The organism is Pseudomonas medicaginis, assembly GCF_965119365.1.
GTDB lineage: Bacteria > Pseudomonadota > Gammaproteobacteria > Pseudomonadales > Pseudomonadaceae > Aquipseudomonas.
In genome coordinates this window covers 4702890-4719814 of the sequence record NZ_OZ221631.1, presented here as the reverse complement: position 1 = coordinate 4719814, position 16925 = coordinate 4702890, and the positions used below count along the sequence as shown (strand labels likewise).

Annotated in this window: 15 protein-coding genes; 6 read left to right on the top strand and 9 right to left on the bottom strand. The window is 62.0% G+C overall.

Going from position 1 to position 16925, the window contains the following annotated elements; translation table 11 throughout:
- Nucleotides 1-60: 60 nt before the first annotated feature.
- The 5 genes from ACMTA2_RS20365 to ACMTA2_RS20345 all read left to right on the top strand — a co-directional run bounded on the left by ACMTA2_RS20365 (nt 61) and on the right by ACMTA2_RS20345 (nt 6175).
- Complete coding sequence (locus ACMTA2_RS20365; protein ID WP_413791491.1) at nt 61-891, top strand: ABC transporter ATP-binding protein; 831 nt, start codon at nt 61-63, stop codon at nt 889-891.
- A gap of 26 nt (nt 892-917) precedes the next feature.
- Nucleotides 918-1685, top strand: a complete 768-nt coding sequence (locus tag ACMTA2_RS20360; RefSeq protein ID WP_413791490.1) for an ABC transporter permease — start codon at nt 918-920, stop codon at nt 1683-1685.
- Nucleotides 1686-1723: 38 nt separating this feature from the next.
- Nucleotides 1724-2722 carry an ABC transporter substrate-binding protein gene (locus tag ACMTA2_RS20355; protein WP_413791489.1) on the top strand — a complete coding sequence of 333 codons (999 nt, stop codon included), beginning with the start codon at nt 1724-1726 and terminating at the stop codon, nt 2720-2722.
- A gap of 75 nt (nt 2723-2797) precedes the next feature.
- The gene (locus tag ACMTA2_RS20350) at nt 2798-4048 is read left to right on the top strand and encodes an OprD family porin (protein WP_413791488.1); all 1251 of its coding nucleotides are present in this window, start codon (nt 2798-2800) and stop codon (nt 4046-4048) included.
- A gap of 27 nt (nt 4049-4075) precedes the next feature.
- The gene (locus tag ACMTA2_RS20345; RefSeq protein WP_413791487.1) at nt 4076-6175 is read left to right on the top strand and encodes a 3-hydroxyacyl-CoA dehydrogenase NAD-binding domain-containing protein; all 2100 of its coding nucleotides are present in this window, start codon (nt 4076-4078) and stop codon (nt 6173-6175) included.
- Here ACMTA2_RS20345 and ACMTA2_RS20340 read toward each other — a convergent pair.
- The 3 genes from ACMTA2_RS20340 to ACMTA2_RS20330 form a co-directional block, all read right to left on the bottom strand.
- The gene (locus tag ACMTA2_RS20340) at nt 6147-7160 is read right to left on the bottom strand and encodes an NADP-dependent oxidoreductase (RefSeq protein ID WP_413791486.1); all 1014 of its coding nucleotides are present in this window, start codon (nt 7158-7160) and stop codon (nt 6147-6149) included. The genes ACMTA2_RS20345 and ACMTA2_RS20340 overlap by 29 nt on opposite strands.
- Nucleotides 7161-7257: 97 nt before the next feature.
- Nucleotides 7258-8046, bottom strand: coding sequence for an SDR family NAD(P)-dependent oxidoreductase (locus tag ACMTA2_RS20335; RefSeq protein WP_413791485.1), 789 nt, complete (start codon nt 8044-8046; stop codon nt 7258-7260).
- A 76-nt stretch (nt 8047-8122) separates the two neighbouring features.
- Nucleotides 8123-9217, bottom strand: a complete 1095-nt coding sequence (locus ACMTA2_RS20330) for an alkene reductase (protein WP_413791484.1) — start codon at nt 9215-9217, stop codon at nt 8123-8125.
- A 167-nt stretch (nt 9218-9384) separates the two neighbouring features.
- On the opposite strand from ACMTA2_RS20330, the gene ACMTA2_RS20325 reads away from it, so the two are divergent.
- On the top strand, nt 9385-9972 hold the full coding sequence (locus tag ACMTA2_RS20325) for a TetR family transcriptional regulator (protein WP_413791483.1): 588 nt from the start codon (nt 9385-9387) through the stop codon (nt 9970-9972).
- Between the two features lie 16 nt (nt 9973-9988).
- Here the strand turns inward: ACMTA2_RS20325 and ACMTA2_RS20320 are convergent, their stop codons facing one another.
- The 6 genes from ACMTA2_RS20320 to ACMTA2_RS20295 all read right to left on the bottom strand — a co-directional run bounded on the left by ACMTA2_RS20320 (nt 9989) and on the right by ACMTA2_RS20295 (nt 16827).
- Nucleotides 9989-10981 carry a LacI family DNA-binding transcriptional regulator gene (locus ACMTA2_RS20320; protein ID WP_413791482.1) on the bottom strand — a complete coding sequence of 331 codons (993 nt, stop codon included), beginning with the start codon at nt 10979-10981 and terminating at the stop codon, nt 9989-9991.
- Between the two features lie 75 nt (nt 10982-11056).
- Entirely contained in the window at nt 11057-12526 is a 1470-nt protein-coding gene (locus ACMTA2_RS20315; RefSeq protein ID WP_413791481.1) for a glycoside hydrolase family 32 protein, read from the bottom strand.
- A gap of 29 nt (nt 12527-12555) precedes the next feature.
- Nucleotides 12556-13695, bottom strand: coding sequence for an ABC transporter ATP-binding protein (locus tag ACMTA2_RS20310; protein WP_413791480.1), 1140 nt, complete (start codon nt 13693-13695; stop codon nt 12556-12558).
- A 31-nt stretch (nt 13696-13726) separates the two neighbouring features.
- Complete coding sequence (locus ACMTA2_RS20305; RefSeq protein ID WP_413791479.1) at nt 13727-14569, bottom strand: carbohydrate ABC transporter permease; 843 nt, start codon at nt 14567-14569, stop codon at nt 13727-13729.
- Nucleotides 14566-15531: a carbohydrate ABC transporter permease gene (locus ACMTA2_RS20300; protein WP_413791478.1), complete on the bottom strand. Its 966-nt coding sequence runs from the start codon at nt 15529-15531 to the stop codon at nt 14566-14568. Before ACMTA2_RS20300 ends, ACMTA2_RS20305 begins: the two co-directional genes overlap by 4 nt.
- 21 nt (nt 15532-15552) lie before the next feature.
- Nucleotides 15553-16827, bottom strand: coding sequence for an ABC transporter substrate-binding protein (locus ACMTA2_RS20295; protein WP_413791477.1), 1275 nt, complete (start codon nt 16825-16827; stop codon nt 15553-15555).
- Nucleotides 16828-16925 lie beyond the last annotated feature (98 nt).

Below are 16925 nucleotides of genomic sequence, written 5' to 3'. Positions count from 1 at the left end.
AATCACGCTCGCATAATCAAAAAACGCTCATTTAAGACTCATAAAAACAAGCAGGTCTCTATGAACAGTCCCCATATTGCCATCCAGTCGCGCAGTTCCCCGATCAGCGCCACGGTGACCGCTCCGACGGTGGTTTCCTTCCGTGACGTGTCCAAGTCCTTCACGGTGAAAGGCATCGCCAAGCAAGCGTCCCACAGCATCAACGTCGACATCCAGCAAGGCCAGTTGGTGACCATCATAGGCCCCTCCGGCTGCGGCAAGTCGACCTTGCTCAACATGGTCGCCGGGCTGTTTTGCCCCACCACCGGCGAGGTGCTGTACCGCGGCGAGGCCGTGCAAGGCATCAACGGCCGCACCGGCTACATGACCCAGAGCGATCATCTGCTGCCGTGGCGGGATGTGGCCGGCAACATCGCCGTTCCCTTGGAAATCCAAGGTGTGCCCAAGGCCAAGCGTGAGGCGCGCATCCGCGAGTTGCTGACCCTCGTCGGCCTCGATGGGCATGAAAAGGCCTACCCGAGCCAGCTCTCGGGTGGCATGCGCAAGCGCGCCGCCCTGGCTCGGCTGCTGGCCTATGACCCGGAGACGCTGCTGATGGACGAGCCGTTTGCCGCATTGGATGCGCAACTGCGGATTCGCATGCAGACCGAGCTGTTCAAGCTCAGTCGCCAGCTCAAGAAAACCGTGTTGTTCGTCACCCACGACCTGGACGAAGCCGTGGCCCTGGGCGACCGCTGCCTGGTCTTCTCCGGCCGGCCGGGCACGATTGTCCGCGATGTGCCGATTCCCTTGGGTGACGACCGCAACATCATCCAACTGCGCAAGAACCCGCGTTACCACCAACTGTGTGGCGACCTTTGGGAAATCATCACGCCCGATCACGACGCCTGAAGGCCCAGCCTTGGAGAACCCGTCACATGAATATCTTTCTCGGTCGTCTCGCCATCTTCGCTGGGATTTTTTTGTCCTGGCAGTTCGCTTCCGGTCCGTTGGTGGACCCGTTTTTCGTCAGCTCGCCATTGGAAATCGGCCGGCGCTTCATTGAGCTGGTCGCCAGTGGCCGACTGTTCGCCCATGGCTGGATCACCGTCGTGGAAACCCTGGTGGGCTTTTTCTTCGGTGCCCTGGCAGGCATCACGGTGGGCTTGATCCTGGGACGTAACGCGCTGCTCGCCAAGCTGCTGGACCCCATCCTCACCTCCATCTACAGCCTGCCGAAGGTCGCCCTCGCGCCGCTGTTCATCATGTGGTTCGGCATCGGCATCGAGATGAAGATCATCCTCACCGCCACCATCGTGTTCTTCCTGGTGTTCCTCAACACCTACAGCGGCGTCCGTGCCGTGGAGCGCGAGCAATTGGAGATCCTGCGCCTGATGGGCGCCAAGGAGCATCACCTGATCACCAAGGTCGTACTGCCGTCGGCCATCCAGTGGGTGTTCACCGGCCTCAAGCTGTCGGTGCCCTATGCCCTGATCGGCGCCATTGTCGGCGAGATCATGGCCGCCAACCGCGGTCTCGGCTACCTGCTGCAGGACGCGGCGGGGCAGTTGGACACAGCCGGTGTGTTCGCCGCGCTGATCGCCATCATCGCCCTGGCGCTGCTGCTCCAGGCGGCGGTTCGTGCGTTGGAGACGTACTTGATGCCGTGGAAGAAAGAACAGGACGAGCGAGAAATGTCGGTCTGAGCAACACCACCACAACAACAAAAACAGAGGGTCGCATCATGTCTATCAAAGGTTGGATATCTGTTTTGGGACTCAGCGTTGTACTCAGCGCTGCCTCGGTCCAGGCGCAAGCTGCCGAGCCCGTAAAAGTCGCTTTGGGAACGGAAGGTTTCGTGCACATGCCGCTGTTCGTCGCGCTCGACGGCGGCCTGTTTGAAAAACATGGCCTGGATGTCGAACTGGTGAAATTCAAGGGCGGCGGCGCGGCGGCCTCGGGGCTTGCCAGCCGTTCGGTCGAGTTCTGTTCGTGCGCCATCCAGAATGCGATCAACGCCAAGATCAAGGGCGCCGACATCACGCTCCTGGGGCGCATGGTCGGCCAGTACGCCAGCAACGTGGTGATCCGCCAGGACGTGGCCGATCGGCTCGGCCTGGATGCCAACTCCACCGTCGAGCAGCGCCTGGCCGCTTTCAAGGGGCTGCGCCTGGCGGTCAGCGGCGCTGGCGGCAGCGCCGATTTCCTGGTGCGCTTTCTGGGCCAGCAGGCCCATCTGCAATCGGAAAAAGACTTCACGCTGCTTTACCTCAACAACGGTGCGGCCATGCTGGCGGCGTTCGCCCAAGGCAAGATCGATGGTTTCGCCCTGTCATCGCCGGCGTCGGACAGTGCGGTCATCGAGCAGAAAGGCTTCACTTTGCTGGACATGTCCGAAGGCATGGTCGCCGAGCTGGATGGGTATCCTTCGATCGCCCTCAGTGCCCGTCGACAATGGGCCGAGGACAATCCGGCCATCGTGAAGGCTTTCCTCGCCGCCCTGGGCGATGCCACCCGGCTCATCAACGAACAGCCCCAGCAAGCCATGAATGCTGTGCGCAGCCGTTTCGACGGGGTGAATGACAAGGTCTATGCCGCCGCCTGGCAAAGCAATCGCAAGTCATTCCCGCAGACTCCGTACCTGACGGACACCGATGTCGAGCGTGCAATCAAGTTCCTGGGCGCCGTCCAGAACGAAAAGATCCCGGGCAAGGCCCAGGACTACCTGACCCAGGTGCGCTGAAGCGCGTTTGAATTCCAACCGACCGGCGCGTCAAGCAGCACATTGGCAGCGCTCGGCTCCTCTCGGTAAGCCGTCATGAAATCGATAAAAGCAATGCCGCTCTGCGCGGCAGGGGTGGGTTTTGCCGTGTATCTGCCGATGGCAGGTGCCGAAGGGTTCTTTGAAGACAGCAAGGCTTCAGTGGAAATGCGCAATTTCTATATGAGCCGGGATTTTCGCGAGGGCGCGGGCCAGTCAAAACGCCAGGAGTGGGCCCAGGGTTTTATCCTGCGCTATGAGTCCGGCTTCACCCCTGGTGTCGTCGGGTTCGGTGTCGATGCGATCGGCATGCTGGGCATCAAGCTCGATTCCGGGCCAGGGCGTTCCGGCACCGGCCTGCTGCCGGTCCAGGACGATGGGGATGTCCCCGATAATTATTCCAAGGCCGGCGGGACCCTCAAGGTCAAGGTCTCGGACAGCCAGTTGCGGGTCGGGACCTTGCTGCCGAAATGGCCGACCTTGGCCGCCAACAACGGTCGTTTGCTGCCGCAGACCTTTGAAGGTGCCCAGGTACAGGTCAATGAGTGGAAGCCTCTTGAACTCACCGCGGCACGTATCCAGGGCACGGTGTACAGGGACCAGTCGGGCTCCACCGGTCTTGAGCTGAACAACAAGAACCGTCGTTTCGGTGGCCCTCTCGATGGCGGCGATTTCAACCTTCTCGGCGGGACCTTTCACGCCAGTGAGACGACCGACCTGATTGCCCAGTACGCCGTCCTCGAAGACGTCTACAAACAGCGCTTCCTGGGCCTGACCGACCGCAGGAAAGGCGACTGGGGCGCCTTTACCAGCGATGTGCGCTTTTTCGACAGTGACAGCGACGGCCAGGCGCGCGGCGGTCGTATCGACAACCGCGCATTCAGCGCCTTGGGCACTTACAAGCTGAAAGGTCATTCGCTTGGGCTGGGCTACCAGAAAATGTCCGGGGACTCGGCGTTTCCCTACGTGGCCGGCACCGATCCTTACCTCGTGAACTTCGTCCAGGTGGGCGACTTTGCCGAGAAGGACGAGCGCTCCTGGCAAGCACGCTATGACTTCGACCTCACCAGCGTCGGTGTGCCGGGCCTGAGTTTCATGACCCGCTATGTGCGGGGCAGTCGGGCCGACGTCGCGGGCGCGGATGCCGACGGTGAACGCGAGCTCGACGTCGAACTGCAATACGTGGTGCAGAACGGTTCGATGAAAGGCATGAGCATGCGGGTGCGCAGTGCCACCTATCGAGCGGACTTCGCCCGGGACGCTGACGATGTGCGCGTGATTGTCAGCTACCCACTGTCGCTTCTGTAATCCAAGCCATTCAACGGGAGGTAACCGATGCACGCCACTGTAGTGCTCCAACGTGAAGGTGATGTCGGCCAGGTCATCATCGACAATCCACCGGTCAATGCCTTGTCGCTGGCGGTTCGGGAGCAGTTGCTCCAACGGCTGCAAGAAGCGTTGGCGGACAGCGCCATCCAAGCGATTGTCATCGCTTGCCAGGGCCGGACGTTTGTCGCCGGTGCCGATCTCAAGGCGTTTGACCTGCCTCTGCAGGCCCCTCATCTCCCTGATGTGTTGGCCGCGATTGAACAGGCATCGAAACCCGTGGTTGCGGCGCTGCATGGCTCGGCGTTCGGTGGTGGGCTCGAGCTGGCCCTGGCCTGCCATTACCGCGTGGCCGCACCCGATGCGCAGTTCGCCTTGCCGGAAGTCAGCCTGGGCCTGATACCCGGGGCGGGGGGCACGCAACGTTTACCCCGCTTGTGCGGTGCGCAGGTGGCTCTGGCGATGGTTTTGGGGGGTGAACGTATCGGTGCGGCACAGGCATTGTCGATCGGTTTGTTGGATCGGTTGAGCGATGCCTCGGTGCTGGCGTGTGCCACCCATTTCGCCAGGGAGGTCATGGACAAGCCCATCCCTCGGGCCTGCGACCGCTCGGTGCCTGAGTTCGATCCGCAGGTTTTTCACGAACGTGCCCAGGCACTCCTTCGCAAGACGCCGGGCCAGGAAGCCCCCGCCATTGCCCTGCAAGCACTGCAAGACGCCTGGCAGTTGCCCTTCGCCGAAGGGATAGCCCGCGAGCGAGAACGCTTTATCGCACGCCGCCATAGCGAGCAGGCCAGGGCATTGCGGCACGTGTTCTTCGCCGAACGGGACCTGGCCTCCCGATGTCGCGCATTGGCCAGGCAAGCGCCCACTCGCCCCATCGACCTCGTTGCGGTGGTCGGTGCAGGCACCATGGGCAGCGGCATCGCGCTGTGTCTGGCCAATGCCGGATTCGCCACACGCCTGATCGACACGCAACCCGAGGCTTTGGCGCGTGGCCGCGCGACCATCGACCGTTATTTCAGCAGCGTCGTGGAAAAAGGTCGGCTAGATACCGACGAAGCCGCCCGACGTGCCACCCTGATCGAGTTCGACTCAAGCATCGAAGGCGTTGCCAGAGCCGATCTAGTTATCGAGGCTGTGTTCGAGGACCTCGCGGTCAAGCAAGCCGTATTCAGGCAACTGGACCGCTTCGCCAAGCCAGGAGCGATCCTTGCGACGAACACCTCATACCTGGATATCGACGCCATCGCCGCCGTGACCACTCGCTCGGGTGATGTCATCGGCATGCATTTCTTCAGTCCGGCACATGTCATGAAGCTGCTTGAGGTGGTCAGGACGTCCCAGGTCCAAGCGGATGTCCTGGCGACCGTGCTGCAATTGGGTGAGCGGTTGGGCAAGACCGCTGTCGCGGTGGGCAATTGCTATGGTTTTGTCGGGAACCGTTTACTGGCCGTTCGCGAGCGCGAAGCGAGTTTCCTGCTGGAGGAGGGGGCGACGCCGGAGGACGTGGACCGGGTCATCCGGCAGTTCGGCTTCCCGATGGGGCCCTTCGAACTGCGTGACCTCGCCGGCGTGGACATCGCTTGGCGAAACCGGCAAGGCAGGGCCGAGCAACTGAGCGCTGCGGAACGTTCTTGCAACTGGATCGAGCAATTGCATGAGGCGGGGCGCCTCGGGCAGAAAACGGCGGCAGGTTTCTATCGATACGAGGACGGCCAGCGCCGGGGCCTGCCGGACCCGTATGTGGCCCGGATGCTCGTGGCTCATCGACAAAGCCGTGGCCTCGAGCCGCGTGTGATCGACGACGAGGAAATCCTCGATAGGTGCCTGTTCGCCATGATCCATGAGGCCGCGAATCTGCTGGAGCAAGGCATCGTCGACAGTCCCAACGACATCGACCTTGTCTGGATTCATGGCTATGGCTTTCCTCGTTACCGGGGTGGGCTTCTTTACCATGCCGATCGGGTTGGCTTGTCCAGGATTGTCGAGGGGCTTTCCCGCTGGACGGCTTTACGGCCTGAGCGAGGCCTGCGGGTGTCTGCATTGCTTCAGTCAATGGCAGCGCAGGGATGCTCGTTCATTCGGCCATTCCTGAGTGGATCGTGATGACGACCTTACCCTTGGACCGTCCCTGTTCCACATAACCCAGGGCATCGGCCGTCGCGTCGAAGGGGAAGGATCGGTCAAGCACCGGCTTGAGGCTGCCGGACTCGACGAGCGTGGTGATCTCACGCAGTTGAGGACCATTGGCACGCATGAACACGAAGGCGTAGCGCACACCTTTTCGGCGGGCCTTGCGGCGTATACCGTTGCTCAACAGGCCCATGATCAGTCTCAGCGGCCAGGACAAACCCTGGGCCTGGGCGAACTGTGGGGTGGGTGGTCCGGAGATGGAAATGAGTTGGCCGCCAGGTTTGAGGATCTTCAGCGATTTCTCCAGCTCATCGGCGCCCAGGCTGTTCAACACGACGTCATAGTCCTGCAGGACGCTTGAGAAATCCTGTTGTTTGTAATCGATGACAACGTCCGCCCCCAGCGCTTTGACCCAAGGCACATTGCGGGTGCTGGTGCTGGTCGCCACGAAAGCGCCGAGGTGCTTGGCAAGCTGGATGGCGAGGGTGCCGACGCCACCCGAGCCGGCCTGGATGAAGACCTTTTGCCCTTTCTTCAACTGGGCTGTTTCGACCAGTACCTGCCAGGCCGTCAGGGTGACCAGGGGCAGGGCGGCGGCTTCCTCCATGCTGAGGTTCGTGGGTTTCAGGGCCAGGGCATTTTCGTTCACGGCGATCTGCTCGGCGAAGGTGCCGATGTGCCCATCCGGGGCGCGGGCATAGACTTCATCACCCGGCTTGAATTGCTCGACACGGGATCCCACGCGGACCACGACCCCGGCCAAGTCATGACCCAATACCAAGGGAAAGGAGTAGGGCAGGATCAGCTTGAATTCGCCTTTGCTGATCTTTGAATCCAGCAGATTGACGCTGGCGGCCTGCACGCGGACCAGCACGTCGTGGTCACCCACGTCAGGGGCCGGTAGCTCGCCGATACGACCACTGTGCTTGCCGTAGCGGTCGATTAAAAATGCCTTCATGGTGCTTTGCTCTCATAAGGGATGCAGCGGACTGATCACCCGGCCAGGCATCAGGAAAGACCGGCGCTTGCTCGCGCCGGCGTCCGCTGAACGATGATCAGGCCGGGTCTTGGTAGCGTTCGGCAACCTGGGACTGTTTGATTTGTCCGAGCAAACCTTGGCGCGCTGCCTGCAGGGCGTCCCAGCGTGCCGCTTCCTGCAAGGGCGGGATGGTCACCGGCTCGCGACGGTCAAAACCGACCAGCGCGGCATCGACCAGGTCACCGACTTCCATGATTTCATTCAGGGTGTTGATATCGATGCCCGCGCGCTCCCAGATCTCGGTACGGGTGGCGGCCGGCAGGACGGCTTGTACGTAGACGCCTTTCGGAGAGAGTTCCAGGCTGAGTCCCTGGGAGAGGAACAACACGAACGCCTTGGTCGCCCCATAGACCGACATACCGAACTCCGGTGCCAGGCCAACGACGGAGCCGATGTTGATGATCGCACCGTCACCCGCCTTGACCAGGCGTGGGGCGATGGCGCTGGCCAGCCGAACCAGTGCGGTGGTGTTGAGCGACACGAGGTGCGCGACGCCGTCGGTCGATTGCTCGATGAAGCTGCCGGACTGGGCGGCACCGGCGTTATTGACCAGGATGCCGATGCGGGCGTCGTCGCGCAGCCGGGCTTCGACGGTTGTCAGATCGCCGATCTGGGTCAGGTCGGCCTGGAGAATATCGACGACAACGTTGTGTTCGCTGCGCAGCTTGGCGGCCAGCGTTTCCAGGCGCGCGCTGTCGCGGGCCACCAGGACGAGATCGTGTCCGCGTTGCGCAAAGCGTTGGGCATAGACAGCGCCAATACCGGTGGAGGCGCCAGTGATGAGAACAGTAGTGCGAGTGTCCATGGAGATTCTCTTCTTCAAGGTATTGATGAGCGAGTCGCGCGCTGTTGTTCAGGCGCGCAGTCGGGTCTGGCCAGTGTTACTGCGCGCTGGATTCAGCGAGCGTTGGGTAGTCGATGTAGCCCGTCGCACCACCACCGTAGAGGGTAGCGGGATTGAATGCCGACAAAGGCGAACCGGTTTTGAGCCGCTCCACCAGGTCCGGATTGCCGATGAACGGCCGGCCGAAGGCGATCAGGTCAGCCTTTTCTTCGACGAGGCGTGAGGTAGCCAGGTCCAGGTCGTAGCCGTTGTTGGCGATGTAAGTGTTTTTGAAGCGCTGGCGCAAGGCACCAAAGTCGAAGGGCGCAACGTCGCGCGGCCCACCGGTCGCGCCTTCGACCACATGCAGGTAAACGATGTCGAGGGCGTTGAGCTGGTCGACCAGGTAGTCGAACTGGGCCTGCGGAGCGCTGCTGGACACGCCATTGGCCGGTGACACCGGCGAGATGCGCAGGCCGGTGCGTTCGGCGCCGATTTCTTCCACCACTGCCGCGGTCACTTCCAGCAGCAGGCGAGCGCGATGTTCAATCGAGCCGCCGTAGGCATCGGTGCGAACGTTGGCGCCGTCCTTGAGGAACTGGTCGAGTAGATAGCCGTTCGCACCATGGATCTCTACGCCGTCAAATCCCGCGGCGATGGCGTTCGCTGCCGCCTGGCGAAAATCGTTGACGATCCCGGGCAACTCGCTGATGTCCAGCGCTCGCGGTTCGGAAACGTCCTCGAAGCTATTGTTGACGAATACCTTGGTCGCCGGACGCAGAGCGGAAGGGGCCACTGGCGCCGCACCATTGGCTTGGAGGTCGACGTGGGAAACGCGGCCGACATGCCACAGTTGCAGGAAAATCCGCCCGCCTTTGGCATGCACGGCATCGGTGACCGTGCGCCAGCCGTCGATCTGCGCCGATGTGTAGATCCCGGGGGTGTCCTGATAACCCTGGCCTTGCTGGGAAATCTGTGACGCCTCGGAGATCAGCAGGCCGGCTGACGCTCGCTGGCTGTAATAAGTGGCCGCGAACTCGCTCGGTACAAAACCTTGCCCCGCGCGGTTACGTGTCAGCGGTGCGAGGACCACTCGATTGGAAAGCGTGAGGTTGCCCAGCGTGTAGGGCGTGAACAGATTCTGGTCGGTCATGGCGTCTTGTTCCGTATGTTTGGATAAGCGTTGCGTGCAGCCTGCCGAGGCGAGTGCGGCGTTTCATTAGGATGATGATCGAAATCTAAACTGTCAACGAATTTGATTATGCTCGACATCTATGTATGATGTGAGCATGATTTTCGAGCAGCACGAGGGAGTGAAAAATGCGGGTGACCAAGGCCCAGGCCCAGGCAAATCGGGAGCACATCGTCGAGACCGCCTCGGTCTTGTTTCGCGAGCGAGGCTTTGACGGCGTGGGTGTGGCGGACTTGATGGCAGCCGCCGGATTCACCCATGGCGGTTTCTACAAGCATTTCGGCTCCAAGGCTGACCTGATGGCCGAAGCGGCCGCGAGCAGCCTTGCGCAATCGCTGACCAACAGTGCAGGTGTCGGTGTGCCTGAGTTCGTCAATCTTTACGTGTCCAGGGATCACCGTGACGGCCCGGGCGGCGGTTGTACCCTGGCGGCATTGTGCGGGGACGCTGCCCGTCAATCGCCTGGGTTGAAGGCGACGTTTGCCAACGGCATCGAAAGCACGCTGGCGGCGCTCGAAAGCCAATACGAGAACGGGCAAGACACGCCGCAGGAAGAGATCAGGACGAAAATGCTCGACATGTTGGCCCATGCCGTCGGCGCGATCATGTTGTCGCGGTCCTGCCCGGACGATTCGGCGCTGGCCGATGAAATCCTCGAGGTCTGTCGCGCTCGCATCATCGCCTCACTGCCGCCATTGCCCGCGCCGCAGTCTTGACGGATACCGCTTGGTCCTATAGCGACGCCCTGACCACCAGCGGGCAATCCACGGGCTGGGTGCCCGTGAGTTCGAGCGTCTCGATCAGGTGCAGTGCGGCTTGGCGGCCAATCTCGTAGTATGGCAACTGCACGGTGGTCAGGGGCGGCATGAACAGTTCGGCGATGCCGATCATGTTGTCGTAGCCGAGTACCGCGACATCGCCGGGGATTTTCAGGCCGCGGCCCAACAGCAGTTGATAGGCACAAAAGGCAATGCGGTCGTTACCGCAGACCAGGATGTCGAATTGCGGGCGGCCGCCAACGATATGCCGGTCGAGAATCGCGGCGGTTTCACCGTAGGCATCGTGATCGGAAAGGTCGTATTGCAGAAGTGCTTCCGGCCCCAGGCCGAATGCCTGGCAGGCGCGGTGCAGGCCTTGTTGGCGCAGGCGCCAGGCAACACTCTTCCTCGGTAGATTGATACACAGCGGGCGCCGATAGCCTTGGCTCAAGGCATGGTGCATGGCGCGGTGCTGCCCGGCTTCATCATCCGGCACATAACTGACCAGTTGGCGGTCATCGGCCAGGCAATTGGCGAGCACCAGCGGTTTGCTCTTGAGTCGCTCGGGAATGCTCACCTGGCGCAACCCCATGGCACTGAAGATCAACCCGTCGGGGCGGTGCGACAGCATCAGGTCGATGTTCTGGTCGGTGGGCGGGTTGCTCAGCAGGTTAAGGATGAAGACGTTCCAGCCAGCCTGCTGCGCGGTCTGTTCGATGGACAGCAACAACTCGACGGCAAACGGCGTGGTCGCGGTGTCCAGTGCGAACACACCGATGGTGCGCGCCTGCAGGTTGTCGCCGCGCATCCTGCGCGCCGACAGGCTCGGTACGAATTGCAGTTCCTCAATGGCGCGACGTACCCGCTGAAGGGTTTCGGGGCTCAGTTTTTCCGGCGTGTTGAGCGCGCGCGAAACCGTCATCAGGGATACGCCGGCCAGCTGTGCAACGTCTTTCACGGAAGTCATGCGAAGTGCGGCCAGTCAGGTTGACGCAGAATCATGACACAGGCCCTGGGCTTCTCGCGACTCGAATGACGGTACTCACAGCCAACCCGAGTCCAGCGGCCACGCCTTGGGAATAGCGACGCGCCCGCCAGTCCCGTTCGCCAACAGTTTCACCCCGAGGCTGTCGGGCCGGGGATAGAGGCGACTGCTGAGGCTGAAGCGGCCGCTTTCCTCGAACACCTCGATGGACGAGCGATCGAGAAACACCCGCAGGTGCAGTTGTGTTTGCGTCGGCTCAATCGACACGCTGCGCTGACCGCTCACTTGCGCACCCGAGCGGCTGCGATCGAGCACCAGGCGTTGCAGTGACGCATCGTAGTACAGCAGGGTTTGTTCCTGCTCATCGGCACTGCAGCGCAAGGCGATGCCCAGGTGGCCTTCGGTGCAGTCGAGCAGATCCAGATGCACATGGATTTCGAGCCTGTCGCCCTTCACTTGCGGCACCCAGCAACTGCCCGACTCGCCCCACGGTGCGACGCTCGGCAGCGGCGCCTGGCGCAGCGCGGTCAGTTCCCGTGCCGGAAACACGCCCAGGCGGTCGCCCTGCAGTTCGAGCTCGCGGGGCAAGCCGAGCATGCCGCACCAGTGATGGGCCTGGCTCGGCATCGGGCTTTCCCACATGTCCAGCCAGGCCCACACCAGGCGCCGACCATCGGCGGCCACCAAGGTTTGGGCGGCATAGAAATCGTGGCCGTTGTCCAGCTCGATGAACGGCCCGCCGGTGAAGTGCCATTCGCTGTCGAGCTGGCCAATGCGATAACCGGTCTGGTACTTGTTGAGCCGTTCGTAACCCTCTGGTTGCATGCCCTGGGGGGAATACAGCAGTACGTCGCGCCCGTTGAGGCGAAACAGGTCCGGGCATTCCCACATGTAGCCATCGCCCTCATTGCCACTGGACACGTAGTCGAGGAACTCCCAGGTGTGCAGGTCGGTGGAGCGGTACAGCGGCAGCAGCGGCGTGTCGCCCAGTCGCGCCCCGGCAATCAGGTACCAATGGTCATCCTCCCGCCAGACCTTGGGGTCGCGAAAGTGCATGATCGCCGCTTGGGGCGCGTGCTCGATGATGGCGCCATGCTTGACGAATCGGACGCCGTCGACACTGGTGGCCAGGCACTGGACTTGGCGGATCAGGCGTTCGTCGCCCACCTCTCCCAACCAGGTGTGCCCGGTGTAGATCAGTGCCAGGGTGTCGCCACAGACCACCGCGCTACCGGAAAAACAACCGTCGCGGTCGAAGTCATCGCCCGGCGCCAGGGCAATGGGCAGGTGCTGCCAATGAACCAGGTCGGCGCTCTTGGCGTGGCCCCAGTACATCGGGCCCCATTTGGCGTCGAAGGGGTGGTGTTGGTAGAACACGTGGTACTCGCCACGAAAAAACACCACCCCGTTAGGGTCGTTCATCCAACCCACTGGCGGAGCCAGATGATAGGCGGGTCGATAGTCGTGGATCAGGCGAGACAGGCCATCACTCAGGGCCTGTTGCGCATGTTCGAGAGAGACGGGCATGGGCTTGCTCAGGTTATTCAAGGACACAGTCATAGGGCGCCCGCATGTGCCGGGCGCAGGGCGACGTCACCGGACGGGCTGTCGATGGCACAGCGTTTCAACGCCGTGCCGTGGTCGTCGAACACGTGCAGATGGTCGATGGCCAGTTGCAGCTCGACCCGATCGCCGACCCGCCATCCGGCGTTGACCTCGCAACGACAGACCATGGGTTCGTCCTGGCCGGTGTCGAGGTGCACATAGGTTTCACTCCCCAGGTATTCGACCCCGCTCACCACGAGGCCGGCCGTTCCCTGTGCCGCCTTGAGGGCGATATGTTCGGGACGAATCCCCAGGCTCAGCTGCGTATTGGCCGCCAGGCCCGAGCTGTCGACGGGCAGCGAAGTGATACCCAACACCAGGCTTTCAACCTGGCTGGTTTCGCCTGGCGCATGCAGGAACGCCGCGATGAAGTTCATTCTGGGCGACCCCAGGAAGCCGGCGACAAAACGGCTGGCCGGACGCTCATAGAGTTCCCGCGGTGAGCCGACTTGCTCGATGCGGCCGCCATTGAGCACGACAATCTTGTCGGCCAGGGTCATTGCCTCGACCTGGTCATGGGTCACGTAGATCATGGTCGAGCCCAGTCGCCCATGCAGCCGGGCGATTTCGTTGCGCATCTGCACGCGCAGGGAGGCGTCCAGGTTGGAAAGCGGCTCGTCGAACAACAGGATATCCGGCTCCCGTGCCATGGCCCGGCCCATGGCCACCCGCTGGCGCTGGCCCCCCGACAGCTCCCTTGGCTTGCGTTGCAGCAGTTTGTCCAATTGCAGGATCTGTGCGGTTTTCAGCACCCGCTCGCGCAGGCTGGTCTTTTCGGTCTTGGCCAGCTTGAGGCCGAAGCTGATGTTGTCGTAGACGCTCATGTGCGGGTACAGCGCATAGGACTGGAACACCATGCCGACGCCACGTTCGCGCGGTTCCAGGTCATTGACCCGGCGTCCGTCGATCAGCATGTCGCCGTCACAGATCGAATCCAGTCCGGCGATCAGCCGCAGCAAGGTCGACTTTCCGCAGCCCGAAGGGCCGACGAAAACCACGAATTCACCCGCCGAGATTTCCAGGCTGACGTCGCGAAGAATGCGTGCGCCGCCCAATTGTTTGTTCACGTTGTCCAGCTTCAACTTGATCACGATGCTGTTCCTTTCTTGTCTGTGTTGGGCCTCAACCCTTTAACGCGCCGGCAGTGAGGCCGGAAACGATGCGGCGCTGGAAGATCAGCACCAGAATCACCAAGGGCACCGTGACCAGCACCGACGCCGCCATCAACAAGCCCCAAGGCAACTCATGGGGGCTGCCGCCGGAAATCAGCGCGATGGCGACCGGGACCGTGCGTTGCGAGTCGGTCAGGGTGAAGGTCAGGGCAAACAGGAACTCGTTCCAGGCGGCGATGAAGGCCAGAAGCCCCGTGGTGACCAGTGCCGGCCAGAGCAGCGGCAACAGCACGCGGGTCAGCGTGACCCAGGGTGACGCACCGTCCATGATGGCGGCCTCTTCCAACTCATGGGGCAGTTGCCCCATGAAGGTGGTCAGCACCCAGACGGTGAAGGGCAGGGTGAAAATCGTGTAGCTCAGGATCAACGCCCAAGAGGTGTTGTACAGGCCCAGGGCACGGATCACTTCGAACAACCCCGACAGCACCGCGACTTGGGGAAACATCGAGACGCCCAGGACCATCATCAGCACCGGGCCGCGCCCGCGAAACTTCACCCGGCCCAGGGCATAGGCGGCGGTCAGGCTGAGGAACAGCGCCAGCGTGACCACACAGAGCGCCACCACCAGCGAGTTGCCGATGGCCCGCAGGAACGAAGCCTGGTTCAACACGGCGGCATAGTTGGAGAAGTCGGGGTTATCGATCCAGTAGCTCACCTGGAACAAGGCGCTGGACGGCTTCAGCGACGTCACGATGGCGTAGTAGAACGGGAAGACTGCGTACAGCAGCAAGATCCCGATCAGGCACCAGAACCCGGCGCGCAGCAGGGCTTTTTTCAGCAGGCGCGAGCTCATGAACGAACCTCCAACTGACGGCGTCCGAGGTACAGGTACGCCATGGCGATTACCGCCACGACCAGAAACAGCAAGGTCGAAGCGGCGCTGCCGTAACCGACGTCCTGGAATTCCACCAGGTGCTGGCGGGCGTAGACCGACATGCTCATGGTGCTCGATGAGTTCGAGGTCAGCACATAGATGACGTCGAACACCCGCAAGGAATCGAGGATGCGAAAGATCGCCGCCACCAGCAAGGCCGGCATCAGCAGCGGCAGGGTGACCCGCCAGAACACGTTCACTGGATGAATGCCATCGACCCTGGCGGCTTCGTAGCAGTCGCTGGGCAACATCTGCAAGGCCGCCAGCATCAGCAGCGTGACGAAAGGCACGGTCTTCCAGACGTCGACGATGATCACTGCCCACATCGACAGGTCCGCGTCGGCTGTCCAGGCCAGGGGCGCATCGATCAGGCCGAGGCCGAGCATCAGGTGATTGATGATGCCGAACTGGTCGTTGAGCATCCATGACCAGATTTTCGCCGAGACGATGGTCGGGATCGCCCAGGGGATCAGGATCAACGCCCGCACCAGCGCGCGTCCGGTGAACTTGACGTTCAGCAGCAACGCCACCATCAGCCCCAGTACGATTTCCAATCCCACCGACACCACGGTGAAATGCAAGGTGTTGCGCACCGCGTTCCACCACTGTGGATCGACCAGGATGCCCGACCAGCCCGCGCTGCTGTGAAACAGATAATTGCTCAAGCCGACAAAGGTTGCATCGCCCGTGTCGGCCAGGCTGGCGTCGGTCAGGCTGAACCAGAATGTGCGCAGCAGCGGCCAGGCCGCCACCAGGGCCAGGCACAACAACATCGGGCTCAGGAACAGCCAGGCGGCGCGAACGCGGCGGCGTTGTACCGGCGTTTCCCGAGTGAGCAGGTACTCGTCGTCGCCGGGGGCGAGTGTAGTGGAGACAGACATGGTGATTTCCTTCCTTGTGGCTTACCAGTTCCGGCGTTTGATGCGCGTGAGTTCGCTTTCCAGTTCGGCCAGCGCCTGATCGACCGGCCGTTCGTCCGCCAGCACGCCGTGCACTTGGTCGAAGAAAGCATTGGAGACCCGTGGATAGCGGTCGGCGGTGATTGAAGCAGGGCGCATGACCCCATCATTGAGGATGCTGCGCAGTTGGCTGTAGTACGGCATGGCCGCGAGCAACTCGGGATCCTGGTACAGCGACTCGATCACCGGGTTGTAGGCACCCACCAGGGCGCGGTGTTTCTGTTGTTGGGCGCTGCTCAGGTAACTCACCAGTTCTGCGGCGAGCTTGGGGTTGGCGCTGTAGCGCGACACCGCCAGGCCCCAGCCGCCGAGGGTGGACGCATGGGTGCCCTCGGCGCCGCCGCGGGGCAGGGGGGCGACGCCGACCTTGTCCTTCACGGCGCTGTCCTGGCTTTGCACCAGGGCCCAGACATAAGGCCAGTTACGCATGAACACCGCATTGCCGGACTGGAAGACGCCGCGTCCTTCTTCCTCGGTGTAATTGAGCACGCCACGGGGGGCGATGTCGCCGACCCAGCTCTTGGCCAGGGTCAACGCTGCCCTCGAGGCCTGGCTGTTGACCACGATGTCGCCTTGGGCGTTGACCAGCCCGCCTTGCGGATGGCTGCTGATCCACTCCAGGGCATTACACGTCAGGCCTTCGTAGGCGCGTCCCTGGAACACATAACCCCAGGCATTGGCGTTCCCGGCATCGCGTTCGGCCTGCTGGACAGCCCTGGCAGTGGTGGTCATTTCTTCCCAGGTCTGGGGCACGGGCTTGTTGTACTTATCGAGCAGGTCCTTGCGGTAATACAGCAGCCCCGAGTCTGTGAACCACGGCATGGTCACCAGGCGCCCGTTCACCGTGGCGTTGTCCACCTGGGCCTGGAAGTAACCCTGGGTCGCGTTGGCAGGAAGCACCTCGCGCAGGTCCATCAAGTGCTTGGACAACATTCCCGGCCACACCATGTCGATCTGGATGATGTCGATGTCGCTGGATTGCGCACTGAGGATCTGTTGGTAGAACGACAACCGTTCGGTCGCCGAGTTAGGCGTGGAAACCACTTCGACGCTGTTGCCGGTCTGCTTCGACCATTGCTCGACAGCCTCCTTGCACAGTTGTAATTCCGCACCCACGGCGCCGCAGGAAATCGTCAGGCTGGCGGCGGTGCAGAGGGATGGAAACCCGACGCACAGGCCGAGCAGTGCCGCTGGAAGGAGCGATTTGAGCTGTTTCATAAAGCCCTCTTTATTTTTGTTTTTAGAAAAGTTAACGTTAACATCGCCAAATGTAACAGTGTATTTGCGATGAGGCATCCTTTTTTTCCTTCGGTTTG